We start from the raw sequence: 22,929 nt of genomic DNA on the forward strand, positions 1-22,929 counted from the left end.
GAGAGTGCTGTCATGAAACGCGTCTTGCTTGCTGCCCTTTTGTCGCTTTTTGCGCTTCCTGCCGTGGCTGCTGATCTGCCCGATCTCAAGGGCAAAGAGGTGGTTGTCGTTTCGGAGAATGCCTATCCGCCGCTGCAATTCATCGACAAAAGCGGCAAGGCGGTTGGCTGGGAATATGACGCGATGAACGAGATCGCCAAGCGCCTGGATATGAAGGTGAGCTATCAAAACTCCAGCTGGGATGCGATGATCCCGGCGGTGTCGTCCGGGCAATATGATATCGGGATGGATGGCATCACCATTCGTGATGATCGCAAGGAGGCGGTGGATTTTTCAGCCCCCTATATGCGCTCGGAGATGCGTATGCTGGTGCGTGGCGATGAAAGCCGCTTTGAGAATGCCAAGGGCTTTGCCGCCGACCCCAAGCTGTTGATGGCCGCCCAGCCCGGCACCACGCCGTTTTATGTCGGTGTGTATGACGTGCTGGATGGAAATGAGGCCAACCCGCGCATCAAGATGTTTGAGACCTTTGGCGCAGGCGTGCAGGCGCTGGAATCGGGCGATGTTGATCTGGTCTTGACCGATTCCACAGCCGCCAACGGGCTGGTTGCGGCCTCGGACGGCAAGCTCAAGGTAGTGGGTGCGCCGCTTGGATCAGAGGATTTCGGGTTCATCTTTCCCAAGGGCTCGGATCTGGTGGCGCCGGTCAATGCTGCGATTGCGGCGATGAGGGCCGATGGCACGCTGGATGCGCTCAATACCAAGTGGTTCCTCGATTACAAAATGGGGAACTAAGCCGCTGCCCCCCACCAAGACCCGCCGTGATTTCCCGTGGTGGCTTGTCGTGCTGGGTGCGGCGGGCGCGGCGGTGTTTTGGCAATTTGGCACTGACCCGGTCTATACCCGCATTCTCGCCACCGTTTCCAAAGGCATCACGATCACGCTGTTTGTGACGGTGGTGGCCTTTGTCGGGGCGATGGCGATGGGGCTGATCTTGGCGCTGGGGGCGCTGTCGCGATATGCGATCCTGCGTCAAATCTCGCGGCTTTACATTGAGGTGATGCGCGGCGTTCCGATCATCGTTTTGCTGCTGTATGTCGCCTTCGCGCTGGTGCCGATGTTAGTGGCGGGGTGGAATGCGCTGGGCCTGCCCGAGGCATCGACGCGCAATGTTTCCCTGCTTTGGCGCGCGATTTTGGCGCTGGTGCTGGCCTATTCCGCCTTCATCGCCGAGGTGTTTCGCGCAGGTCTGGCCTCGGTCGGGCGCGGTCAGGTCGAGGCCGCCGAAGCACTGGGCCTCAGCGGTTGGCTGCGCTTTCGCCTGATCGTGTTCCCGCAGGCCTTCCGCACAATCCTGCCGCCGCTGGGTAATGATTTCGTCGCGATGGTCAAGGACAGCTCGCTGGTTTCGGTGCTGGGCGTCGCCGATATCACCCAGCTTGGCAAAGTCGCGGCCGCCGGGAATTTCCGCTATTTCGAAACCTATAATGTCGTCGCGCTGATCTATCTGGTGATGACGATTTCGCTCTCGCTCGGGCTGCGTCAGATCGAGATGCGTTTGCGCAGGCGCGGGCAGAGCACAGATAGCTGAGCACTGGTTCTTTGGCGCACCAAGCCCTAGCTTAGGGCCAAAGGAGACCTCCCATGACCAACCCGCTTTTGACCGACTGGACCGGCCCTTATCAGTTGCCGCCCTTCGCACAGATCACCGATGATGATTTCGCGCCCGCCTTCGAAGCCGCACTCAGCGATGCGCGCGCCAGAACGGTGCAGATTGCCGAAAATCCGGACGCGCCGACATTTGCCAATACGATTGAGGCGATGGAGCAATCCGATGGTGCCCTCGATAAGGTTTCCGGCGTATTTTACAATCTCGCCGGGGCCGATGCCACGCCCGCGCGCGAAGCCTTGATGCGCGATCTTGCCCCGAAACTGGCGGCGTTTTCGTCTGAGATCACGATGAACAAGGCGCTGTTTGCGCGCATCGACCAGCTTTGGCAAAACCGCGACGCTCTGGGTCTGAGCGCCGAGCAGGCGCGTGTGCTGGAGCTCTATCACCAGATGTTCACCCGCGCCGGGGCCGCGCTTGAGGGCGCGCCCGCGCAGCGGATGAAGGCGATCAAGGAACGCTTTGCCACGATCACCACGCAGTTCAGCCAGAACCTGCTGGCAGACGAGCGCGACTGGTTCCGCCCGATGTCGGATGACGATCTTGCGGGTTTGCCCGATTTCGTTATCGAAACCGCGCGTGCCGCAGGCGAAGAACGCGGCGCGCAGGGCCCGGTTCTGACGCTCTCGCGCTCGCTCATCGTGCCGTTCTTGCAATTCTCGCCCAATCGCGAGCTGCGCCGCCTCGCCTATGAGGCGTGGGTCGCGCGCGGTGCCAATGGCGGGGAAACCGACAATCGCGCCATCGCCGCCGAGATTTTGAAGCTGCGCGCGGAACGCGCCAAGCTGCTCGGCTATGACAGCTTTGCCGCGTATAAGCTTGAGCCCGAAATGGCCAAGACCCCCGCCGCCGTGCGCGACCTGCTGATGTGCGTCTGGGCCCCCGCCAAAGCCGCCGCCGAGGCGGATGCCGAAAAGCTGTCCGAGATGATGCATGCAGACGGTGTGAATGGCGATCTGGAGCCCTGGGACTGGCGCTATTATTCCGAAAAGCGCCGCGTTGCCGAGCATGATTTCGACGAGGGCCAGATCAAACCTTACCTGTCGCTGGATGCGATGATCGGGGCGGCGTTTGACACCGCCAACCGCCTGTTCGGGTTGGAGTTTAAGCCGCTTGAAGGGCCATTCTATCACCCCGATGTGCGCGGCTGGGAAGTTTCGCGCAAAGGCAAAACGATCGCCGTATTCCTCGGGGATTATTTCGCGCGCGGCTCGAAACGCTCGGGGGCGTGGTGTTCGGCGATGCGCAGCCAAAAGAAACTGGGCGGGGAGGTCGTTCCAATCGTGGTGAACGTGTGCAACTTTGCCAAGGGCGATCCCGCATTGCTTAGCCATGACGATGCACGCACGCTGTTTCATGAATTCGGCCATGCACTACACCAGATGCTCTCGGATGTGACCTATTCCTTCATCTCGGGCACCTCCGTGGCGCGCGATTTCGTTGAATTGCCGAGCCAGCTTTACGAACACTGGCTGGATGAGCCCGAAGTTCTGGAACGCCACGCGCGCCATTACGAGACCGGCGAGGTGATGCCCAAGGCGTTGCGCGCCAAGCTGAAAGGCGCGGCCACCTACGATCAGGGATTTTCCACGGTGGAATATCTGGCGTCAGCTTTGGTCGATCTGGCCTTTCACGAGGACGCGGCCCCGGAGGATCCGATGACGAAACAGTCTGAGGTGCTTGCGGGTATCGGTCTGCCCCACGCAATCCGGATGCGCCATGCGACACCGAATTTCGGCCATATCTTCTCCGGTGACGGCTATTCCTCGGGCTATTACAGCTACATGTGGTCTGAGGTGATGGATGCCGATGCGTTCGAGGCCTTTGAGGAGGCGGGCGACGCCTTTGATCCCAAGACCGCGCAAAAGCTGGAGAAATTCATCCTGTCGGCGGGCAATTCGTGTACGCCAGATGCGCTATATACTGCGTTTCGCGGCCGGATGCCGGGCGTTGAACCGCTGCTTAAAGGGCGTGGTCTGCTCGATCCCGCCGCCTGACTTGGAGAGAGCAAAGGTGCCTCCGGCGGGAGTATTTAGGGCTAGATGAAACCGGTAGTCTTTCATCTAGCCTGAAATACTCCGGGGGTTTGGGGGCAGCGCCCCCAGCGCTAGCCCCGCCAGACATCCTTGTGAATGATCACATCGGTCTGGGGATAGGCGGTCAGGATTTCGCGTTTGAGAGCGGCGCCGATGTCATGGGCCTGTTCCAGAGTTTGATCGCCATCCAGCTCAATATGCAGATTGACGAAAATCTGCGCGCCTGCGGTGCGGGTTTTGAGGTCATGAAAGCCACGCACACCGGGATGGGCGCGCGCGATTTTGGCGATGCCGTCGATTACCTCATTGGGGGCGGCGCGATCCATCAGCGCATTCCACGCCCCTGACCCGATATGCACGGCCCCCAAGATCATCCAAGCCGCGGCAATCAGCGCAACCATGCTGTCAATTTGACCCCAACCAAACGCACGCGACACCCATAGCGCGCCAATCGCGCCCAAGGTGGGCAACAGGTCGCCGACATAATGCAGCCGATCCGCGGCCACGACTTTGTTGCCCGTTGCCCGCGCGACCCGGCTTTGCCACCAGATCAGCGCGCCTGTCACCAAGGCCGAGACCACCATCACCACGATTCCGGCGGTTTGTGCACTTAGCGGATGCGGGGTAGGGGCCATCAGGCGGTGGATTGCCGAATAGCCGATCACCCCTGCTGAGGCGAGAATGACCAGCGATTGGCCCAAAGCGGCCAGATCCTCGGCGGAGGAATGGCCAAAGGCGTGATCGTCATCAGCGGGCTTGGCAGCATAGAGGATCGCGGCCAATCCGCCCGCCGAGATGATCAGATCGACCGCGCTATCGGCCAGTGACGCGGCCACCGACAGAGCCCCGGTTTGCCACAAGGCCCACAGTTTGAGCGCCACCAGCACAGCGGCCACGCCAACCGACGCGATCCCCGCCGAGGCGTTCAACTTTGTGTCTGTTTCACTATAAGCCATCAGCTTCGCCGCCGTTGCGCCCCCAAGATGTAGCGCAAAGCGGCTTATTCGTCACCCGGCTCATTGTCATCCACGCCCCAAATTTCGGTTTTTGGCAGCCAGCCTTGGGCCCCGTCAGCGTCGATCTCACACCACGTGCGGTTGCAACTGTCGAGCCGTGCAATTGCGCCCGTTTGCGCTTTGGCCACGACCTCGGCCTTTTCATCGGGGCGGGCGTGCAGCGAGGCCATATCTTGCGTAATCACGACATGGCGCACCCCGGAAATCAGGGTGTAGTGAATCCAGCCACCCTGACCGTCCCGGTCCTCGACCCGGCGCCAATGGCCAAATTCGGCGGTAACTTTCAGCGGCATGCCGGGATGGGTGAACACCCAGTCGATGCGATGCGAGAGCGAGGGGCCGCGCCGCGCATTGCCCTTGGACCCTTTGAGCGAAACAAAGCGCGGCAGCGGCAAATGGGTGACCGGGCCGCGATGATCAAGCGGGTTAAGCATGACCGCATCGGCAGGAATGTCAGAGGCGGCAGTGGGGGCAGGGGCGGCAGCGGTAGTGTTTGAGGCAGGCGGTGCTTTGCTCGCATCGGTCTGTGCGGGCTTTGGCATCGGCTTGGCGGCGGCGCTGACAGAGGCGCCGTCGGAATTGGCATGCGCCGCGCGATGGCCGCTCCACGCCATCAGGCCCAGAATCGCCATGCCGCTTAGCGCTGCCAAAAACGTGCCTTTGGTCATTCTCTGCCTCTTGCCCCTCGGCCTTTGTCCTAGCGCCACCGGTAGTTTTCGGCGGCTGCGCAATAAAATTACGCAATACTGTCGCAATGGGCCATTTTCGCTCGTTCGGGGCCTTGTGCCTGCCCCCGTTGAGCGTCAGTTTGCACCCAAGAGATCCGCTTTGGAAGAGAGGAGAGGCTCAACATGCCCGCAGAGCGCCTAAGTGTTGTCGTGACGCGACGCTTGCCCGATAGCGTCGAGACCCGGATGAAGGAATTGTTCGAGGTCGAACTGAGCGCCGAAGACGCGAAAATGAGCCGTGAGCAACTTGTCGATGCGATGAAACGCGCCGATGTGCTGGTGCCGTGCGTCACCGATCGGATCGACGCAAGCATGCTGGCGCAAGCTGGCGAGCGGCTGAAACTGATCGCAAATTACGGCGCCGGGGTCGATCATATTGACGTGTCCTCGGCGCGCCAACGTGGGGTTTTGGTCGCCAATACGCCCGGTGTTGTCACCGAAGACACCGCCGATATGACGATGGCGCTGATTCTGGCCGTCACCCGGCGCATCCCCGAAGGGTTGGCGCATATGCAAAGCGGCGATTGGCAGGGCTGGGCACCCACGGCGTTCATGGGCCACCGGATTGGTGGCAAGCGGCTGGGCATTCTCGGAATGGGGCGGATCGGGCAGGCCGTGGCGCGGCGTGCGCGCGCTTTCGGCATGCAAATCCACTATCACAACCGCAAAAAACTGCATCCTGATATCGAGGCCGAATTCGAGGCGACCTATTGGGAGAGCCTCGATCAGATGGTGTCGCGGATGGATGTGATCTCGGTGAACTGCCCGCATACGCCCTCGACCTTCCATCTGCTCAACGCGCGCCGCTTGCAAATGATGAAACCCGAGGCGGTGATCGTGAACACCTCGCGCGGCGAGGTGATCGATGAAAACGCGCTGACGCGGGCCTTGCGCGCGGGCGATCTGGGCGGGGCGGGGCTGGATGTGTTCGAACATGGCGCCGAGATCAATCCCCGTCTGCGCGCGCAGAAAAACGTGGTGCTGTTGCCGCATATGGGCTCGGCCACGGTTGAGGGGCGCGTCGAGATGGGCGAGAAAGTTTTGATCAATATCAAGACCTTCGCCGATGGGCATCGCCCGCCGGACTTGGTTGTGCCCGCAATGGTTTAAGGCAGCAAAAGGCCCCGAGATCGCTCTCGGGGCCTTCGCAATTAACGCGTTACACGCTGTTCAAGTCATCGCGAAAGGCGATTACTCCTCGTATTTCGGCAGCGATTTCAACTGCTCTTCGGTCAGGCCAGTGTGCACCGTAATCGAGGTGTCGTTTTTCAGAACGGTCAACTGGCTGGCCTTGATCTCGACCGGTTTCGCGCCGATCCCGATAAAGCCACCGACATCGATCACAACACCGCTCAACTTGCCATCCGAGGATTTCACAAGCTTCGAGATATCGCCGACCTTGTCGTCATTGGGGCCATAGACGCCTTCGCCATGCAGCGAGTCGGCGTCAATCGTTGCGATATCGACAGCCACGCCACTCTTGGCATCTGCCTGACCCGCCATGCCCACCGCAGCGGCGGTCGAATCGACGGCGTTATCAAGCGCCGAACCGGTTTTCGCAGCCGCATCTTTGGTGGCTTCACCCGCTTTATCCGCAGCATTCTTCACGGCTTGCCCGGTGTCGGAGGCCATTTGCTTGGATTTCTCTGCGGCGTTGGTGGCCATTGCCTTGGCATTGTCGCCGGTCTGTTCCATGCCAGCTTTGGCCTTGGATGCAGCCGTCGCGGCCGTGTTTTCCATCGCGGAGGCTTCGGTTTGGCTCGAATCCATCAGCTGTTTGCTCATATTGCCATCAAAGGCAGGCGCATTATCCAACATCGCCTTGTCGCCTTTCACCACGACGAAATACGAATTTTCCGTGTCGCCATCGGGGACCAGGCTCAGCGAATTCATCGAGATTGCGACGGTCTTCTCGCCCATGCCAAGGAACCCGCCGACATCGACAAGAACGGCATTCACGCTGCCATCCATGCCAAGCACGACATCGCTGACTTCACCGATATCATTCCAGTTCTGATCCGCAGCTTTGATCGGCTTGCTCGTGCTCATGTCTTTTTCCGAGACATAAACCCGTTTGCCAATCAGGTCCGAGGCGGTGATCGAATGCGGAATCACCTTAAAGAACATGTCGGAGGTGCTGTTGGCCTGTACGTTGACCTGCGCGGAACCGGTGTTGGCAGTTCCGTTGGTGCTGGTTTGCGCTTGCACGGAAACGGGCAGCGCAAGCATCAGGCCGATTGCGGTGGTTGTGACTAGCTTTTTCATCATCTTCTACCTTAAGAAGTCTGTCGGGCGGTGACGCAATTTGGCGCGCCGTTGCCCTTGGATGTGCTCTCAACACGTGGATCGCTGCACAGTTCCTGTGCGAGGATGTGAAATATTTTCTCTTTTTGAGGGAACTTTTTGCGCCCCACGCCCCATCGCGGCGTGACATCCCAAAGTCGGCGCCATCATACGCCCATGTCGTTTTTGTCGCGCGAATGTCGGCTGCAACGGATTGCGCGCGCGGTGAAACGGGGCATTGTTCGCGTAAGCAACCTGCAGGAGTCACCGCTATGAAAACCCATGTCAAAGCTTTGGTCGTCGGCGGTGGCGCGGTGGGCTGCGGTGTCGCCTATCATCTGGCCAAGGCCGGGTGGGACACGCTTCTGGTCGAGCGTGACGAGCTGACCTCGGGCTCGACATGGCATGCTGCGGGCCTGCTGCCGCTGTTCAACATGAGCTACGCGACGACCCATATCCACAAATACTCGGTCGATTTCTACAAAAGCCTTGAGGCCGAGACGGGGCTGAATGCCGGTTTCGCGGTGGTGGGCAACCTGCGTATGGCGCAAACCGATGCGCGCATGGATGAATACATGCTCTATTCCTCGGTGGCCGAAACCGCCGGGGTTCACCATGAATTCCTGACGCCTGCGCAGATGAAGGATCGTTGGCCGCTCTTGCGCACCGATGACCTCAAAGGCGCGCTGTTTCATCCCCAAGATGGCTATATCAACCCCGCCGATGTGACCCAGGCGATGGCCAAGGGCGCACGCCAGAACGGGGCCGAGATCGCGCGCAAGCTGCAGGTCAACGCTTATCGCTGGACCGGCTCGGAATGGGTCGTGACGCTGGAAAAGATGGTGGAAAAGGGCAACCGTCTGGTGCCCTCGGGTGAAGAGATCGAGATCCACGCCGAGCATGTCGTGACCTGCACGGGCAATCATGCGCAACGCACCGCGCGGCTGCTGGGCATCAAGATCCCCGCAATCCCGGTCGAGCACCAGTTCATCGTCACCGAACCCGATCCCGCGCTGGTGAAATGGCGTGCCGAGGGCAATCCCGAACACCCGGTTCTGCGCGATGCCGATGCGAAATGGTATGTGCGCGAGGAACGCGGCGGCTGGATTTTGGGGCCATATGAGCGGGGCGCCCCCGCGCGGTTCGAATATGACGTGCCCGAAAGCTTCCGCGCCGATCTGTTCCAGCTTGATCTGGAGCGGATCGAAGAAGAATACATGTCGATGATCCATCGCCTGCCCAGCTCGGAAGAGGTCGGCCTGAAGGACGATTTCAACGGCCCGATCTGCTACACGCCCGATGGCAACCCGCTGGTCGGTCGCGCGCCGGGGCTGCGCAATATGTGGCTGGCCGAGGGATTTAGTTTCGGCATCACGGCGGCGGGCGGCACGGGCTATTACCTTGCGCAGCTCATGACGCAGGGCGAAGCCGAGATCGACATGGCGAGCCTCGATCCCAAGCGCTACGGCAGCTGGATGACCACCGAATATGCCGCGCGCAAGAACGAGGAATGCTACGAGCATGTCTTCATCCTGCATCACCCCGACGAAGAGCGCGAAGCCTGCCGCCCCTTGCGCACAGCGCCTAATTACGACCGCCAGATCGCGGCGGGCGCGCAGATGGGGCAGGTCAATGGTTGGGAGCGTCCGAATTATTACGGCCCGCTCAATGCGCCCGCGCATTTCGATCACGACTCGCGGTCTTTCCGCCGCGGCGCGTGGTGGGCGCATGCCAAATCCGAAGCCACAGCGATCCGCGAAACCGCCGGGCTGATCGACGCGACGGCCTTTGCCAAGCACCTCGTGCGCGGCCCCGGCGCAACCGCGTTTCTTGATCGCTTCACCTGCAACAAGTTGCCGAAAGTGGGCCGGATCAACCTCACCTACGCGCTGACCAAGGCGGGCACCACGCGCACCGAATATACCATCGTGCGGCTGGGCGAGGATGAATATTACCTGATCTCCGCCGGGGCTTGGGCTGCTTACGATGGCGATTTCCTGCGCCAGTCCATCGAGGATTTCCGTACCGAGGGCGGCGACTATGTCGAGTGCCACGACATCACCACGCAATGGGGCGTGTTCGCGCTGGCAGGCCCGAATGCGCGCGCCATTTTGGCCGAGATCGTCAAGGATGCGCAGCCCGAAACGGCGCTGTCCAACAAGCGCTTCCCCTGGCTTTCGATGCGCAACATTGAACTTGGCATGTGCCCGGTGCGCGCTGTGCGCGTGGCCTATACGGGCGAACTGGGTTGGGAGCTGCACCACCCCATAGAGATGTCGCGCTACCTCTGGGATCTGCTGCTTAAGGCAGGCGAAAAGCACGGGCTGAAACTGGTCGGTGCGCGGGCGCAAAACTGGTTGCGTCAGGAAAAATCCTATCGCGCCTTTGGCAATGAGTTGGGCCGCGATGCCACCCCGCAAGAGGCCGGTCTGGATCGCTTCATCGATCTGTCCAAGGACTTCACCGGCAAGCAGGCGATGATTGATACCGGTATCCGCTCCAAATGCGTGACGCTGCTGATTGATGGCCCTGATGACAGCGATCCTTGGGGCAAAGAGGCGCTGTTGCTGAACGGCGAAAAGGTCGGGCGGCTGACCTCGGGGGGCTATTCGGTCGCCTTTGGGCAGCAGATCGGCATGGGCTATGTGCGCTCGGATCTGGCGGAACCGGGGACCAAGCTCAAGGTCAAGATGTTCCTCAAGGAATGGGATGCGGTCGTGACCGAGGACAGCCCCTATGACCCCGCCAACGCGCGCATCCGCATCGACGGGTAGGCCCGCGCGGGCTTAGGCCACGCGCTGCCCCTTGACCCAAGTGCCGCGCAGCGCGCCGGTGCCACCGATCCGGCGCACCCGGATCAGATCGGCGCGCTTGCCGATCTCGATGCGCCCGCGATCCGTCAGCCCCACGGCCTCCGCCGGGGCGGACGTGACGGTTGCGATGCCGCGCGCCATATCGCCCCAAAGATCGCCCAGCATCAGCGCGCCCGACAGCAGCGCCGAGGGCACATAATCGGATGACACGATATCGAGCAGATCGGCGCGGGCCAGATCCTGGGCTGCCACATTGCCCGAATGCGAGCCGCCCCGGATCAGGTTCGGCGCGCCCATCATCACCGCGATGCCGTTGTCGCGACAGGCCTGCGCGGCCTCGAAGGTGGTGGGGAATTCCGCGAAATGCACGCCCTGCGCGCGCGATTGCGCAACCTGCTCGGCGGTGGTGTCGTCATGGCTGGCCAGCACCGCGCCATAGCGCGCCGCCGCCGCAATCGCCGCCTTTAGATGACCTGCGCCAAGGCGGTTTTTCAGCGCAATCTGATCGGCGACATGGGCCTCAAATTCCGAGTCCTTCAAGCCATGTTTGCCACAGACATATTCGCGCAGCTTGCTCAGGTCGCGAAACTGGCGCTCGCCGGGTGTGTGATCCATCAGGCTGACGATTCCGACGCGATCCTCGGGGCCAAATTTCGCCAGTTCCTCGATCAGGGTTTCGGAACAGGCCTCGGCGCGCAGGTGCAGGAAATGGCTGATGCGCAACGCCTCGCGCGCGCGCAAATCCAGAATCTCAGTGGCTAAGGGGCGGGCATATTCAAGATAATCCGTGCGCGCGCTTTTGCCCGCAATCGAGCCCACCCGCAGCGCGTCAAACACCGTGGTGATCCCGACCGAGGCCAGCTCGGCGTCATGGGCGATGATCGCCGCGCCATGGGGCCAGTTCACCTTTGGGCGCGGCTCGATATGGCGTTCGAGATTGTCGGTGTGCAGCTCAATCAAGCCGGGCATCACCAGATCGCCGCCGCAATCCATCGCACCGTTGGGCACGCCCGCGCCGGCGTCGATTTGTGCAATCTCACCATCGCGGATCAGCAGTGAACCGATGATCACCTCATCTGGCAGAACAAGCGTGGCATTGGCGAGGATCGTGTCGGTCATCTCGGGCTCCGATGGACGGGGTTGCGTTTGATGGGGGCGTGGGTGAGTGTCATATGCGTGCACCACAAAGCTGGCAGAACAGGCTCATGACGGAATTTCAACGATTTGCAATCTATCATGCGCCCCGCGATCCGGGGTTGGCCAAGGCGGGTGCGCAGTGGTTGGGCTGGGACGCGGTGAATGGTATCGCAAGCCCTCATCCCACGCTCGACGCGCTGCCCCGCCCCTTGGCCGAGCTGACCGAGACGCCGCGCAAATACGGCTTTCACGCCACGATCAAGGCCCCCTTCGCGCTGGCGGCAGGGGTTACGCGCGATGATCTGGCAGCCGCGCTTGCGGGCTTGGCGCAGGATGTGGCCCCGGTCGATTTGGCCGGGCTGGAGGTTGCCGCGTTGGGCAATTTCCTCGCGCTGCGCCCTGTCGGCGATGTCACTGCTTTGCAGGCCATGGCCGCGCGCGTCGTTGAAGGGCTTGAGGGGCTGCGCGCACCGCTGACGCCTGCGCAAATCGCTAAGCGCGATCCGGACAGCCTGAGCGCGCGGCAACGTGATCTGCTGACGCGCTTTGGCTATCCTTATGTTTTTGAACAGTATCAGATGCATATGACGCTGAGCGGCGCGCTGGGTGAGGCGGACCGCGCCACCCTGCTGCCCATCGCGCAGGCCTATTTCGCGCCGCATCTGACGCGCCCCTATCCGATGGACGATCTCTGTCTGTTTGGCGAGGCGCGCGACGGTCGGTTTCACCTGATCCATCGCTACGCCCTCACCGCTTGAAGGGCGGCTTGAAAGCGGCGCAAACCGGTCTCTTGGCTGCCATCATTGCAGACTTGGTGCAGCGGCAGACCGTCGGGGAGCGCGGCGACGCGCCGTGTGATGCGTGCCGCAATCTGCGCCGTGCTTTCGCGCCCGCGCGCCGCCAGCCGTTCGGTGCGCAGCGCATCGGGGGCGGTGATTTCGATCACATGCAACGCGGGATATTGCGCCCAAGCCTCGGCCAATGCGGCGCGTGAGCCGTTGAAAATCACCATCTGCCCGTGATGCAGCGGGGCGAGTTCCGCGTGTGAAACCCCATAGCGCAGGCCATGGGCGTGCCACTGCAACGCGAACGCATCAGCCGCAAGACGCGCGTCAAATTCGGCCTCGCTTAACGGCTCAAACGGCTCACTGCCCGAGGCCGGACGCGTGATCGCGCGGCGCGCCCAATGCAAGGCGGGGTCGTGCTGCATGGCCGCACGGATCAGCGTATCCTTGCCCACGCCCGACGCCCCGACCACCGCCACCAAGCGCCCCGTTTTGCACCCTTGCGTCATGGCGCAACGCCCGCAGGCATCGGCGTAAAGGCGGTGACATCGACCTCGCGATCACAGATTTGCGCCCGCGCGGCCTCGTCGTGGAAAATTCCGACGATCGCGGCCCCGCGCGCCTTGGCGGCTGCAATCAAATCCAGCACCACCGCGCGGTTCGCCCCATCCAGCGAGGCCGTCGGCTCATCAAGCAACAGCGCAGGGTAGGGGTGGGCAAAGCCGCGCGCGATATTCACCCGCTGCTGTTCACCGCCCGAAAACGTGGTCGGGGAAAGTTGCCAAAGGCGCTGCGGGATATTGAGCCGCTCCAGCAGGTCCATTGCGCGCGCCTCGGCCTGCGCCTCGGGCGTGCCAAGCGCCAAAAGCGGCTCGGCCACGACGCGCAAGGTGGGCACGCGCGGCACCACGCGCAGGAACTGGCTGACATAGCCCAAGGTGTCGCGGCGCAGCGCGATGATCTCGCGTGCAGAGGCCTGCGCCACATTCAGATCCCCCACCCGGATCACGCCAGAGGCGGCCAGATAATTGCCCCAGATCATCCGCATCAGAGTGGATTTTCCGGCCCCCGAAGCGCCCGTCAGCGCCACGCATTCCCCCGGAGCGACGCGCAGATGCGCCCCCGTCATAACCGGAATCACCGCGCTGCCTTGGTTGTGCAAAGTGAAGGATTTACAGAGGTTTTCGATCTCGATCATCGGATTTACACCTGCAACACAGAGGACACGAGAAGCTGCGTATAGGGCGCTTGCGGATCGTCCAGAACCTGATCGGTCAGCCCCTGTTCGATCACATGCCCGCCCTGCATCACCATTAACCGATCCGCCAGCAGCCGCGCCACGGCCAGATCATGCGTCACCAAAATCACCGACAGTCCCATGTCACGCACCAACCCGCGCAGCAGGTCCAACAACCGCGCCTGCACGCTGACATCCAGGCCCCCGGTCGGCTCATCCATGAACACCAGTTTGGGCGCAGTCACCAGATTGCGCGCGATCTGTAGGCGTTGCTGCATCCCGCCCGAGAACTGGCGCGGGCGGTCGTCAATGCGCGTGGCGTCAATTTCGACCCGGCCCAGCCAGTCCGTCGCCGCCTCGCGGATCGCGCCGTAATTGCGCGCGCCCACTGCCATCAGCCGCTCGCCCACATTGCCGCCCGCAGACACGCCCATGCGCAGCCCATCGCGCGGGTTTTGATGCACAAAGGCCCAGTCGGTGCGTGCAAGCGTGCGGCGCTGCGGTTCACCCATCTCCAGCGTGTCGTGCCCTTGATACAGCACGCGCCCCGTATCGGGGGCCAGTTGCCCGGCCAGACAGCTCAGCAATGTCGACTTGCCCGACCCGCTTTCGCCCACGATCCCCAGCACCTCGCCGGGCCACAGATCAAAGCTGACATCGACGCAGCCGATGCGCGCGCCGTAGCGTTTGGACAGGTCCTCGACGACCAAAAGCGGGGTGTCGCGCAGATCCTTCATGCTGTTTCCTCCGGCGAGAGCCGCCCGCGATGGCCCGCGTCGCGCCGCGTTTCGCAGAAATCCGTGTCCGAGCAGACAAACATCCGCCCGCCCTGATCGTCGGTGATCACCTCGTCGAGATAGCTCGTGGCACAGCCACACAGATCGCAATCGTGATCGGCCTTGGACGGGGTGAAGGGGTGGTCCTCAAAATCAAGGCTGACCACGTCGCAATAGGGCGGCAGCGCGTAGATGCGCTGTTCGCGTCCGGCGCCAAACAGCTGGATCGCGGGGCAATTGCCCAGCTTGGGGTTGTCGAATTTCGGGATGGGCGAGGGGTCCATCACATAGCGCCCCTCAACGCGCACCGGATAGGCATAGGCGGTCGAAATCTCGCCATGGCGCGCGATATCCTCGTAAAGCTTCACATGCATCAGCCCGTATTCCTCCAGCGCATGCATCTTGCGGGTCTCGCTTTCGCGCGGCTCAAGAAAGCGCAGCGGTTCCGGGATCGGCACCTGATAGACAAGGATTTGCCCTGCGCGCAGTGGCTCTTCTGGAATGCGGTGGCGGGTCTGAATGACGCTGGCCTGCGCGGTCTGCGTGGTGGTCGCCACCCCCGCCGTGCGTTCAAAAAACGTGCGGATCGAGACTGCGTTGGTCGTGTCATCCGCACCCTGATCAATCACCTTGAGCGTATCTTCAGGCGTCAGGCAGGCGGCGGTCACCTGCACGCCACCGGTGCCCCAACCATAGGGCATCGGCATCTCGCGGCTGGCGAAAGGCACCTGATAGCCCGGCACCGCCAACCCCTTGAGAATCGCGCGCCGGATCATGCGTTTCGTGGCCTCGTCGAGATAGGCGAAATTATAGGCCTGATCGCTCATTGCGCGGCCTCCTGCTGGGTGGCTTTGGCGTCGCGGCGCAGGCGGCGGATCAGTTCGAGTTCCGATTGGAAATCGACGTAATGGGGCAGTTTGATATGCTCAAGAAAGCCCGTCGCCTGGATGTTGTCGCAGTGATAGAGCACAAACTCAGCGTCCTGCGCAGGCGCGCCGGTGTCGTCCTCACCCAGCTCCTGCCAACGCAAAGCGCGGTCCACGAGGCTCATCGAGATCGCCTTGCGCTCGTTTTGCCCAAACACCAGCCCGTAACCACGGGTGAATTGCGGTGGTTCGGTTTTCGATCCGGTGAACTGGTTCACGGTCTCACATTCGCTCAGTTCGACCTCGCCAATCTCGACGCTGAATCCCAGTTCGGGGATATCCATTTCCACCGCGCAACGGCCAATGCGCAATTCCCCCACAAAGGCATGGGTGCGCCCATAGCCGCGCTGCGTCGAATAGGCCATCGACAGCACGAACCCCTCATCGCCGCGCGTCAGTGCCTGCAAGCGCAAGGCGCGCTCTGCGGGCATTTCCAACGGCTCGCGGGTCAGATCGGGGGGCGTTGCGTCACTGTGCTCCAGCGGTTCCATCAGCTCATCGCGATCCAGCAGCGCAAGGATATGGGGCGCGGGGTCGGCATCGGCGGGTTTGCATGCTGCCGTGGGCACGGGCGCACCCTCGGCCGCCAGTTTGAAATCGAGCAGACGGTGGGTGTAGTCGAACGTTGGCCCCAAGATCTGCCCACCGGGAATATCCTTGAACGTGGCGGAAACCCGGCGCGTAATCGCCATATCCTCGGTCGCGATGGGCAGGCTTGCGCCGAACCGGGGCAGGGTGGTGCGATAGGCGCGGATCAGGAAAATCGCCTCGATCAGATCGCCGCGCGCCTGCTTGATCGCCAGCGCCGCAAGGTCGGGATCAAACAGCGAGCCCTCCGCCATCACCCGGTTCACTGCCAGGGCCATCTGCTCGCGAATTTGGGCCAGGGACAGTTCGGGCACGGCCGGATCGCCCCGGCGTTCCTCGGCCAGCCAGGCATGCGCCGCCTCAATCGCGCGCTCGCCACCTTTGGTTGCGACATACATCTATAGCGCCTCCACCTTGGTTGAGCGCGGCAGGCCGAACACCTGCGCCCCGCTGCACAGCAGAAAATCCAGCCCCAGCGGAAACCGTGCGTGGTTTTGCTGGATCGCGGGAATCGCGGGCAGGTCCGCCTCTTGCACCGAGGCAATCCCCGGCCCGCTCAGGCGCGCATTGGCCGCGCCAAACTCTGCCATCTCGACAATCAGCGTGGCCGAGCGATCGGGATAGTCCGGCGTGCCAATCGCGAAACGCTCGATCGGGCCAAGCGCCGCCCAAGTGCCAAGTGCGAAATCGGCCTGCTCGGCGTCCACCAGCGGCGCGCCGCAATGAAATGCGACCCAGGCGCGGATGGCGGGCGTGTCATGCGAAGGGGCAAGATGCAGCGTCACGGCCTGATCGACCAGCGTCAACAAAACGGCCCCCGCAGCGGGCGAGAGCGGGGCAGGTGGGGCAGCGCCGCGGATGGCCTGCACCTGGCCCGGACGCGCCATTGCCTCAAGACAGGCGCGAAAGGCCTGTGCCGCCTGTTGCGGGGCCTGCGTAAAACCGCCTGACAGTTCAGACTGCATCAATCTTCCCCCCGCACCATCGTGAAAAATTCGACCTTCGTGGCGGCGGCTTTCTCGGCGCGTTTCTGGCGGCGAGCGATCTCTTCAAGGCGCAGTGTTTCCAGCACCTTAGACGCTTCAGCATCGCCATGTTCCATCCGCGCATCCAGCAACGCCGCGCGCAGCGCATGATCCTTGTCGCGCCCCTGCACATAGGCGTGTCCCACCGTGCCATCCTCTAGCGTCAGCGTGCAGCGCGTCACCGTCATCTCGCCCAGATTGAACGGCGCGCCACTGGCCCCCGTGCGCCCGCGCACCATCACCGCACCCGTCTCGGGCGCGCGCAGGACGTTATGCTTGGGCATCTCTGGCATAATCTGCGCCAGCCGCGCCGGGTTTGCGCGCGCTAAAAGACCCATACGATTGCGTCGCGCATCTTGCTGTGGAGTGAGTTTGGACATCTTGCCGATTTGTCTAGGTTTCTATACAACTAGACAAATATCACGCGATTCTCCTCCAAAGGGCAAGTGAAACTTCGATGACACAACGCAGTCCGATTTGGCGTCAGATTTCAGACACTTTGCGCGGTGAGATTGCGCAGGGTCTGTATCCGGCGGCGTCCAAGCTGCCGACCGAGGCGCAGCTTTCGGCGCGTTTCGGGGTGAACCGCCACACCGTGCGCCACGCGCTTGGCGCGCTGGCCGAGGAAGGGCTGGTGGTCTCGCGGCGCGGCGCGGGGGTGTTCGTGGCCGCGGCCCCGCAAGCCGAGTATCCGATTGGGCGGCGGGTGCGGTTTCAGCAAAATATCATCGCTTCCGGGCGCACCCCCTCGCGCGAGATCAGCCGGATCGAGACCCGCCCCGCGCGCGCTGACGAGGCCGAGGCGCTGGCGCTGGCGCCCGGTTCGATGGTGCATGTCTATGAGGGGATCTCGCTTGGCGACGGCCTGCCCTTGGCGCAGTTTCGTTCGGTCTTTCCCGCCGCGCGCTTTCCCGATCTGGCGCAGGCGCTAGGCCGTCTCACATCGGTCACAGCGGCGCTGCGCGAGCAGGGTCTGGGGGATTACATCCGCGCCTCGACCCGCGTCACGGCATGTTTGGCAACGGGCACGCGCGCAGGGCAAATGAAGCTGCCCGAAGGCGCGCCGCTGTTGCGCACCGAAGCGGTGAATGTCGATCCAGACGGTGCTCCGGTGGAATTCGGCATCAGCTGGTTTGCCGGGGATCGCGTCGCGCTCTCCATGACCCCCGAACAAGGGGGCGCGGATTAATCGCGCGGAGCGCTGGCGCGGCGCAGCCGGTCGTTGATTGCGCGGCCCAGCCCGTGATTGGGGATCGGGGCGATGGCGATGCAGGTCGCGCCGCGTGCTTGGGCCAAATCATCGGCGGCACGCAGGCTGGCAAACAGATTGGCGGCGGCTTCAACCATATCGCCGCTTGGCGACAGCGTCAGATCGGCCTGCTCACTTGGGCCAAAACCGATGTAAACCTCACCCGCCTGCGCCGCGTCCGCGTTCATGCGCACCTGCGCGCCCGGCGCGTAATGCGACACCAACTGTCCCGGTGCATTCGGCTTGGCCGCATCGCCCCCGCTGGCAATCGGCTGCCCCAAAGCCGCCTCGAGCGCCTCGGCGGGCAAGCCTCCGGGGCGCAACAGGCGCGGCGGATCAAGCGACAGGATCGTCGATTCGACCCCGACTTCGCAAGCGCCGCCATCGACCACCGCCGCGATCTTGCCGCCAAGCCCATCCAGCACATGGCGCGCCGTGGTTGGGCTGATCTTGCCCGAGGGGTTGGCCGAAGGCGCGGCAAGCGGGCCGCCAAACGCACTCAGCAATCCGCGCGCCACGGGATGGGCGGGCAGGCGGATCGCCACGCTGTCATTGCCGGCTGTGACCAGATCGCTGATCCCGCAGCCCGCGCGCAGCGGCAGAACCAGCGTCAGCGGTCCGGGCCAAAACGCCTGCGCCAGCGCGCGCGCCGTATCGGAAAATACCGCGATCTGTTCAGCCATCGCCAGATCGGCGACATGCACGATCAGCGGGTTGAACTGAGGCCGCCCCTTGGCCGCAAAGATCGCTGCCACCGCGTGATCATTGCGCGCATCGCCCGCCAGCCCGTAGACCGTCTCGGTCGGCATCGCCACCAGTTCACCGGCCGCCAGCAGCTTGGCCGCCTCGGCATAGCCCGCAGCATCGGGCGTCAGGATTTGGGTTTCATGGCTCATGGCGAAATCGTGACGCAGCGTTGAGGTTGAAGGGATGCGGGGCTCGGGTAGGGTGGTAGCAACGCTGACAGGACATAGACGCGGGCGGGGCCTTTGCCAAGCCGCCCCTCGGAGGAGACCCATGACCTACCGCTCACCCGTTGCCGATATCCGCTTCATTCTTGACCACGTCGTGCCGATCGCGCCGGTGTCTGACACCGAGCTGTTCGCAGAGGCCACGCCCGACATGATCGAGGCGATCCTGACCGAGGCCGGGCGGCTGTGTGACGAGGTGATCGCGCCGACCAATCGCTCGGGCGACCTGCACCCTGCCAAGCTGGAAAACGGTGTCGTGCGGGCGTCACCCGGTTTCAAAGAGGCGCTGGGCGCGCTGGCCGAGGGGGGGTGGGTCGGCATCGCCGCACGCCCGGATCACGGCGGAATGGGCCTGCCGCAAACGCTGAATGTGGGCTTCAACGACATGCTGTCGGGGGCAAACCTGTCGCTGCAACTCTGTCCGCTGCTCACGCAGGGCCAGATTGAGGCGCTGGAACATCACGCTAGCGATGCGATCAAGGATCTGTATCTGCCCAAGCTGATTTCGGGGGAATGGTCGGGCACGATGAACCTGACCGAGCCAAGCGCGGGTTCCGATGTTGGCGCGCTGCGCACCAAGGCAGAACCCAATGGCGATGGCACTTACGCGATCACCGGACAGAAGATTTTCATCACCTGGGGCGACTCGGATGTGTTTGAAAACACTTGCCATCTGGTGCTGGCGCGTCTGCCCGATGCCGCACCCGGCACCAAGGGCATCAGCCTTTTCATGGTGCCGAAATACATACCCGACGACAACGGCAAGCCCGGCGTCGCCAACTCCCTCAAGGTGATTTCGCTGGAACATAAGCTGGGCCTTCACGCCTCGCCCACTTGCGTCATGAGCTATGAGGGCGCGACCGGTTGGCTGGTTGGCGCGGAAAACAAGGGCATGGCGGCGATGTTCACGATGATGAATAACGCCCGTCTGAACGTGGGGGCGCAAGGTATCGGCGTGGCCGAGGCCGCCTATCAGCAGGCGCTTTCCTATGCCAAGGACCGTGTGCAATTCGCGCCGATCATTGAACACGCCGATGTGCGCCGGATGCTGGCCGAGATGAAGGCCGAGATTTTCGCCGCCCGCTCGATCGCGCTGGCCTGCGCGGTGGCGCTTGATATGGGGCGGGCCACGGGCAAGGACGGCTGGGAGGCCCGCGCAGCCTTGCTGACCCCGATTGCCAAGGCTTACGGCACCGATGTGGGCATTCGCGTGGCCGATCGCGGCATTCAGGTGCATGGCGGTATGGGGTTCATCGAGGAAACTGGCGCGGCACAATATGCCCGCGACGTGCGTGTCAGCGCGATTTACGAGGGCACCAACGGCATTCAGGCGATGGATCTGGTGGGGCGCAAGATGATGGATGACGGCGCTGCCGCCTGCCGTCTGCTGCAAGAGGTCGAGGACGAGGCGCAATCCGCGCGTGGCGACTTCCCGGTGCTGGCCGAAGATGTCTGGCAAGCCGCCGAGGCGCTGCGCGAACATACCGAATGGATGCTCAAGCAGGGTATGCAAGACCGCTTTGCGGGGGCGGTGCCCTATCTCGATGCTTTCGCGCGCGTTCTGGGGGGCTATTACCACCTGCGCGCCGCGATGGCCGAGGGGCGCAATTCGGCGCGCGGGCATCTGGCCGCCGTCTATATCCGCCGCTTGATGCCGCTTTACGCCGCAGGTTTGCTGGAGGCGCGTGAAGGGGCCGAGGGGCTCTATGCGCTCTCGGTCGAAGATCTCGGGGCATGAGGGGCGAAAGCGCCGGCATCCGCTATCCTTGGCCCGAGCCCCCCGCGCCCGGTGAGGGGATCGAGGTCGCGCCGGGCGTGATCTGGCTGCGCTTGCCGCTGCCGATGGCGCTGGATCACGTCAACTGCTTTGCGCTGGATGATGGCGATGGCTGGACGCTGGTCGATCCGGGTATCGACACGCGCAAATGCCGCGCCACGCTGCAAGCCGCGCTCGATGGGGTGCTGGCGGGCAAGCCGGTGACGCGCGTGCTGGTCACGCATTACCACCCCGACCACATTGGCCTTGCAGGCTGGCTGCAGGCGCAGGGGGCCGAACTTGTGACCACGCGCACTTCGTGGTTGTTTGCGCGCATGTTGGCGCTGGACCCGCAAGATCGCCCCGCCGCCGAGACGCTGGACTATTATCGCCGCGCCGGAATGGACCCCGACATCTTTGATCTGCGCGCCAATGAGCGCCCGTTCAACTTTGCCGATTGCGTGCATCCGCTGCCGCTGGGCTTTACGCGGATTGTCGAGGGGGATTGCATCACCATCGGCGGGCGCGTTTGGGACGTGTATATGGGCGATGGCCACGCGCCCGAACATGCCACGCTATTTTCGCGTGACGATGATCTGGTGCTGGGGGGCGATCAATTGCTGCCCTCGATTTCTGCGAATCTGGGGGTCTACGCCACCGAACCCGAGGCAGACCCGCTCACCGATTGGCTCTCCTCTTGCGCGCGATTCTCTAAGATCGCCGAAGATCGCCACCTCGTGTTACCCGGCCACAAGCTGCCCTTTACCGGCCTGCCGCTGCGCCTGATCCAGATGGTGGAAAACCACGAGGGCGGGCTGGCGCGGCTGCGCAAACACCTGACGACCCCGCGCGTCGCGGGCGAGTGTTTCGCGCCGCTCTTCAAGCGCAAAATCGACGCGGGCAGCTATGGTCTCGCACTGGTCGAGGCGATGGCCCATCTCAACTACCTTTGGCATCGCGGAGAGATCACCCGCACCCTTCGAGACGATGGCGCATGGGAATGGGCGCTGGCCGATCAAGGGGCGTGACAGCGCGCGCAGGCTCGGCTAGGTTTTGCATCGGGAGATCAGCACCAAAGGGAGATGTGCAATGGCCGAATATAAGCCGGGCGAAATGGATATCCGTGTCCAAGAGAGAACATTCGCCGGATTTACGCGCTTCGTTACCGTTGCCGTAATTGTTATTATTGCGTTTCTGGTGTTTCTCGCTCTGGTGAACGGCTGAGGCGCGTCTGCGCGCTCAGCCAATAAGGAAATCACCAGAAAGGGAGATCGGGCTGATGATGCGCCTGCTTCTCGTCTGCCTGATGCTGACGCTGTTTCTGGCGGGCTGTGGTGCGGACAATATCTACGCCTCCGATGCGGATGTGGCACGCTATCGCTACGTCTCGGATGAGCCGCCTTCGCTGACGCTGTTCACTGTGATCAGCACGCGAACAGGCGCGGGCGGCCATTCGGCTTTGATGATCAACGGGCGTGAGCGGATCATCTTTGATCCTGCAGGCACGTGGAATCATCCATGGGCACCCGAACGCAACGACGTGCATTTCGGCATCACCGAAAAGATGCGCAAATTCTACATCGACTATCACAGCCGCGAAACTTGGTATGTGCGTTCGCAAAAAGTTCCGATCACGATGGCGCAGGCCGATCAGCTGATGACGCGGGTCGAGCGCAACGGATCGGTCAACAAGATGATGTGCGCCGATTCGGTCTCAAGCGCGCTGCGCGACATGCCTTGGCTGCGTGGCGAGATCCCCTTTACCTTCTCGCCGCTCAAGCTGTCCAAGGCGTTCGACAAACTGCCGGGGGAGATCAGCAAAGATCATTATGACGACGATCCCGATGACAATTCCGGCGTGCTGATGATTCAGCAAGAAAAGCCACAAACCGTCGTTCCGAAGGGACGCTGATCCAACAATGAGGCGCGCGAGG

At 62.7% G+C, this 22,929-nt stretch carries 23 protein-coding genes; 11 read left to right on the forward strand and 12 right to left on the reverse strand.

All coding sequences use genetic code 11. The features are described 5' to 3' along the window. The first annotated feature begins 12 nt into the window (after nt 1–12). Genes AB4874_RS01225 through AB4874_RS01235 form a run of 3 tightly spaced genes read left to right on the forward strand, consistent with a single transcriptional unit; the run spans nt 13 to nt 3,666 of the window. A complete protein-coding gene (locus AB4874_RS01225) occupies nt 13–795 on the forward strand; it encodes a transporter substrate-binding domain-containing protein (RefSeq protein ID WP_368390635.1) in 783 nt (260 codons plus the stop codon). Next, entirely contained in the window at nt 737–1,591 is an 855-nt protein-coding gene (locus AB4874_RS01230; protein WP_368390636.1) for an amino acid ABC transporter permease, read from the forward strand. The genes AB4874_RS01225 and AB4874_RS01230 overlap by 59 nt, the downstream gene beginning before the upstream one ends. A gap of 53 nt (nt 1,592–1,644) precedes the next feature. Continuing rightward, nucleotides 1,645–3,666: a M3 family metallopeptidase gene (locus tag AB4874_RS01235; RefSeq protein ID WP_368390637.1), complete on the forward strand. Its 2,022-nt coding sequence runs from the start codon at nt 1,645–1,647 to the stop codon at nt 3,664–3,666. Nucleotides 3,667–3,776: 110 nt separating this feature from the next. Here the strand turns inward: AB4874_RS01235 and AB4874_RS01240 are convergent, their stop codons facing one another. Both AB4874_RS01240 and AB4874_RS01245 read right to left on the reverse strand, forming a co-directional pair. Continuing rightward, nucleotides 3,777–4,661 (reverse strand): cation diffusion facilitator family transporter, encoded by an 885-nt coding sequence (locus AB4874_RS01240; RefSeq protein WP_295535918.1) that lies wholly within the window; start codon nt 4,659–4,661, stop codon nt 3,777–3,779. A gap of 44 nt (nt 4,662–4,705) precedes the next feature. Next, nucleotides 4,706–5,389 (reverse strand): SH3 domain-containing protein, encoded by a 684-nt coding sequence (locus AB4874_RS01245; RefSeq protein WP_368390638.1) that lies wholly within the window; start codon nt 5,387–5,389, stop codon nt 4,706–4,708. A gap of 183 nt (nt 5,390–5,572) precedes the next feature. On the opposite strand from AB4874_RS01245, the gene AB4874_RS01250 reads away from it, so the two are divergent. Further along, nucleotides 5,573–6,559, forward strand: a complete 987-nt coding sequence (locus AB4874_RS01250; protein WP_368390639.1) for a 2-hydroxyacid dehydrogenase — start codon at nt 5,573–5,575, stop codon at nt 6,557–6,559. Nucleotides 6,560–6,640: 81 nt separating this feature from the next. On the opposite strand, the gene AB4874_RS01255 is transcribed toward AB4874_RS01250, so the two are convergent. Next, complete coding sequence (locus AB4874_RS01255) at nt 6,641–7,714, reverse strand: PRC-barrel domain-containing protein (RefSeq protein ID WP_368390640.1); 1,074 nt, start codon at nt 7,712–7,714, stop codon at nt 6,641–6,643. 290 nt (nt 7,715–8,004) lie between these two features. Here AB4874_RS01255 and AB4874_RS01260 point away from each other — a divergent pair, with 290 nt between their 5' ends. Further along, entirely contained in the window at nt 8,005–10,506 is a 2,502-nt protein-coding gene (locus AB4874_RS01260) for a GcvT family protein (RefSeq protein WP_368390641.1), read from the forward strand. A gap of 12 nt (nt 10,507–10,518) precedes the next feature. On the opposite strand, the gene AB4874_RS01265 is transcribed toward AB4874_RS01260, so the two are convergent. Next, nucleotides 10,519–11,664 carry an alpha-D-ribose 1-methylphosphonate 5-triphosphate diphosphatase gene (locus tag AB4874_RS01265; RefSeq protein ID WP_368390642.1) on the reverse strand — a complete coding sequence of 382 codons (1,146 nt, stop codon included), beginning with the start codon at nt 11,662–11,664 and terminating at the stop codon, nt 10,519–10,521. Between the two features lie 86 nt (nt 11,665–11,750). On the opposite strand from AB4874_RS01265, the gene AB4874_RS01270 reads away from it, so the two are divergent. Then, nucleotides 11,751–12,440 (forward strand): DUF1045 domain-containing protein, encoded by a 690-nt coding sequence (locus AB4874_RS01270; RefSeq protein WP_368390643.1) that lies wholly within the window; start codon nt 11,751–11,753, stop codon nt 12,438–12,440. On the opposite strand, the gene phnN is transcribed toward AB4874_RS01270, so the two are convergent. The 7 genes from phnN to phnG are packed head-to-tail and all read right to left on the reverse strand — an operon-like array spanning nt 12,422 to nt 17,399. Continuing rightward, nucleotides 12,422–12,976 (reverse strand): phosphonate metabolism protein/1,5-bisphosphokinase (PRPP-forming) PhnN, encoded by a 555-nt coding sequence (gene phnN / locus AB4874_RS01275; RefSeq protein WP_368390644.1) that lies wholly within the window; start codon nt 12,974–12,976, stop codon nt 12,422–12,424. The genes AB4874_RS01270 and phnN overlap by 19 nt on opposite strands. Continuing rightward, complete coding sequence (phnL, locus tag AB4874_RS01280) at nt 12,973–13,665, reverse strand: phosphonate C-P lyase system protein PhnL (RefSeq protein ID WP_368390645.1); 693 nt, start codon at nt 13,663–13,665, stop codon at nt 12,973–12,975. The genes phnN and phnL overlap by 4 nt, the downstream gene beginning before the upstream one ends. A 5-nt stretch (nt 13,666–13,670) precedes the next feature. Further along, nucleotides 13,671–14,441 (reverse strand): phosphonate C-P lyase system protein PhnK, encoded by a 771-nt coding sequence (gene phnK, locus AB4874_RS01285; RefSeq protein WP_295535941.1) that lies wholly within the window; start codon nt 14,439–14,441, stop codon nt 13,671–13,673. After that, nucleotides 14,438–15,307, reverse strand: a complete 870-nt coding sequence (locus AB4874_RS01290; RefSeq protein ID WP_295535944.1) for an alpha-D-ribose 1-methylphosphonate 5-phosphate C-P-lyase PhnJ — start codon at nt 15,305–15,307, stop codon at nt 14,438–14,440. The genes phnK and AB4874_RS01290 overlap by 4 nt, the downstream gene beginning before the upstream one ends. Continuing rightward, on the reverse strand, nt 15,304–16,392 hold the full coding sequence (locus tag AB4874_RS01295) for a carbon-phosphorus lyase complex subunit (protein WP_368390646.1): 1,089 nt from the start codon (nt 16,390–16,392) through the stop codon (nt 15,304–15,306). Before AB4874_RS01295 ends, AB4874_RS01290 begins: the two co-directional genes overlap by 4 nt. Then, nucleotides 16,393–16,959: a phosphonate C-P lyase system protein PhnH gene (gene phnH / locus AB4874_RS01300; RefSeq protein ID WP_368390647.1), complete on the reverse strand. Its 567-nt coding sequence runs from the start codon at nt 16,957–16,959 to the stop codon at nt 16,393–16,395. Beyond that, nucleotides 16,959–17,399: a phosphonate C-P lyase system protein PhnG gene (gene phnG, locus AB4874_RS01305; RefSeq protein WP_295535954.1), complete on the reverse strand. Its 441-nt coding sequence runs from the start codon at nt 17,397–17,399 to the stop codon at nt 16,959–16,961. The genes phnH and phnG overlap by 1 nt, the downstream gene beginning before the upstream one ends. A gap of 77 nt (nt 17,400–17,476) precedes the next feature. Between phnG and phnF the strand changes: the two genes are divergently transcribed. Beyond that, nucleotides 17,477–18,208: a phosphonate metabolism transcriptional regulator PhnF gene (gene phnF, locus AB4874_RS01310; RefSeq protein WP_368390648.1), complete on the forward strand. Its 732-nt coding sequence runs from the start codon at nt 17,477–17,479 to the stop codon at nt 18,206–18,208. Here phnF and AB4874_RS01315 read toward each other — a convergent pair. Beyond that, nucleotides 18,205–19,164 (reverse strand): L-threonylcarbamoyladenylate synthase, encoded by a 960-nt coding sequence (locus AB4874_RS01315; protein ID WP_368390649.1) that lies wholly within the window; start codon nt 19,162–19,164, stop codon nt 18,205–18,207. The genes phnF and AB4874_RS01315 overlap by 4 nt on opposite strands. Before the next feature lie 121 nt (nt 19,165–19,285). Here AB4874_RS01315 and AB4874_RS01320 point away from each other — a divergent pair, with 121 nt between their 5' ends. The 4 genes from AB4874_RS01320 (at nt 19,286) to AB4874_RS01335 (ending at nt 22,907) form a co-directional block, all read left to right on the forward strand. Then, nucleotides 19,286–20,977, forward strand: a complete 1,692-nt coding sequence (locus AB4874_RS01320; protein ID WP_295535968.1) for an acyl-CoA dehydrogenase — start codon at nt 19,286–19,288, stop codon at nt 20,975–20,977. Next, the gene (locus AB4874_RS01325; protein ID WP_368390650.1) at nt 20,974–22,023 is read left to right on the forward strand and encodes an MBL fold metallo-hydrolase; all 1,050 of its coding nucleotides are present in this window, start codon (nt 20,974–20,976) and stop codon (nt 22,021–22,023) included. Before AB4874_RS01320 ends, AB4874_RS01325 begins: the two co-directional genes overlap by 4 nt. A gap of 61 nt (nt 22,024–22,084) precedes the next feature. Further along, nucleotides 22,085–22,219, forward strand: a complete 135-nt coding sequence (locus tag AB4874_RS01330; protein ID WP_295535974.1) for an aa3-type cytochrome c oxidase subunit IV — start codon at nt 22,085–22,087, stop codon at nt 22,217–22,219. A 55-nt stretch (nt 22,220–22,274) separates the two neighbouring features. Further along, the gene (locus AB4874_RS01335) at nt 22,275–22,907 is read left to right on the forward strand and encodes a hypothetical protein (RefSeq protein WP_368390651.1); all 633 of its coding nucleotides are present in this window, start codon (nt 22,275–22,277) and stop codon (nt 22,905–22,907) included. Nucleotides 22,908–22,929: the final 22 nt, after the last annotated feature.

The sequence above is a fragment of the Thioclava arctica genome (assembly GCF_040892615.1).
Taxonomy (GTDB): Bacteria; Pseudomonadota; Alphaproteobacteria; order Rhodobacterales; family Rhodobacteraceae; genus Thioclava; species Thioclava arctica.

Coding starts and splice junctions, on each gene's coding strand:
- AB4874_RS01295 (WP_368390646.1), bottom strand. CDS start 16,392: ATGTATGTCGCAACCAAAGGTGGCGAGCGCGCGATTGAGGCGGCGCAT.
- AB4874_RS01335 (WP_368390651.1), top strand. CDS start 22,275: ATGATGCGCCTGCTTCTCGTCTGCCTGATGCTGACGCTGTTTCTGGCG.
- AB4874_RS01225 (WP_368390635.1), top strand. CDS start 13: ATGAAACGCGTCTTGCTTGCTGCCCTTTTGTCGCTTTTTGCGCTTCCT.
- AB4874_RS01235 (WP_368390637.1), top strand. CDS start 1,645: ATGACCAACCCGCTTTTGACCGACTGGACCGGCCCTTATCAGTTGCCG.
- AB4874_RS01245 (WP_368390638.1), bottom strand. CDS start 5,389: ATGACCAAAGGCACGTTTTTGGCAGCGCTAAGCGGCATGGCGATTCTG.
- AB4874_RS01230 (WP_368390636.1), top strand. CDS start 737: ATGGCACGCTGGATGCGCTCAATACCAAGTGGTTCCTCGATTACAAAA.
- AB4874_RS01255 (WP_368390640.1), bottom strand. CDS start 7,714: ATGAAAAAGCTAGTCACAACCACCGCAATCGGCCTGATGCTTGCGCTG.
- AB4874_RS01240 (WP_295535918.1), bottom strand. CDS start 4,661: ATGGCTTATAGTGAAACAGACACAAAGTTGAACGCCTCGGCGGGGATC.
- phnF (WP_368390648.1), top strand. CDS start 17,477: ATGACACAACGCAGTCCGATTTGGCGTCAGATTTCAGACACTTTGCGC.
- phnN (WP_368390644.1), bottom strand. CDS start 12,976: ATGACGCAAGGGTGCAAAACGGGGCGCTTGGTGGCGGTGGTCGGGGCG.
- AB4874_RS01265 (WP_368390642.1), bottom strand. CDS start 11,664: ATGACCGACACGATCCTCGCCAATGCCACGCTTGTTCTGCCAGATGAG.
- AB4874_RS01290 (WP_295535944.1), bottom strand. CDS start 15,307: ATGAGCGATCAGGCCTATAATTTCGCCTATCTCGACGAGGCCACGAAA.
- phnH (WP_368390647.1), bottom strand. CDS start 16,959: ATGCAGTCTGAACTGTCAGGCGGTTTTACGCAGGCCCCGCAACAGGCG.
- AB4874_RS01320 (WP_295535968.1), top strand. CDS start 19,286: ATGACCTACCGCTCACCCGTTGCCGATATCCGCTTCATTCTTGACCAC.
- AB4874_RS01330 (WP_295535974.1), top strand. CDS start 22,085: ATGGCCGAATATAAGCCGGGCGAAATGGATATCCGTGTCCAAGAGAGA.
- AB4874_RS01270 (WP_368390643.1), top strand. CDS start 11,751: ATGACGGAATTTCAACGATTTGCAATCTATCATGCGCCCCGCGATCCG.
- AB4874_RS01250 (WP_368390639.1), top strand. CDS start 5,573: ATGCCCGCAGAGCGCCTAAGTGTTGTCGTGACGCGACGCTTGCCCGAT.
- AB4874_RS01315 (WP_368390649.1), bottom strand. CDS start 19,164: ATGAGCCATGAAACCCAAATCCTGACGCCCGATGCTGCGGGCTATGCC.
- phnL (WP_368390645.1), bottom strand. CDS start 13,665: ATGATCGAGATCGAAAACCTCTGTAAATCCTTCACTTTGCACAACCAA.
- phnK (WP_295535941.1), bottom strand. CDS start 14,441: ATGAAGGATCTGCGCGACACCCCGCTTTTGGTCGTCGAGGACCTGTCC.
- phnG (WP_295535954.1), bottom strand. CDS start 17,399: ATGTCCAAACTCACTCCACAGCAAGATGCGCGACGCAATCGTATGGGT.
- AB4874_RS01260 (WP_368390641.1), top strand. CDS start 8,005: ATGAAAACCCATGTCAAAGCTTTGGTCGTCGGCGGTGGCGCGGTGGGC.
- AB4874_RS01325 (WP_368390650.1), top strand. CDS start 20,974: ATGAGGGGCGAAAGCGCCGGCATCCGCTATCCTTGGCCCGAGCCCCCC.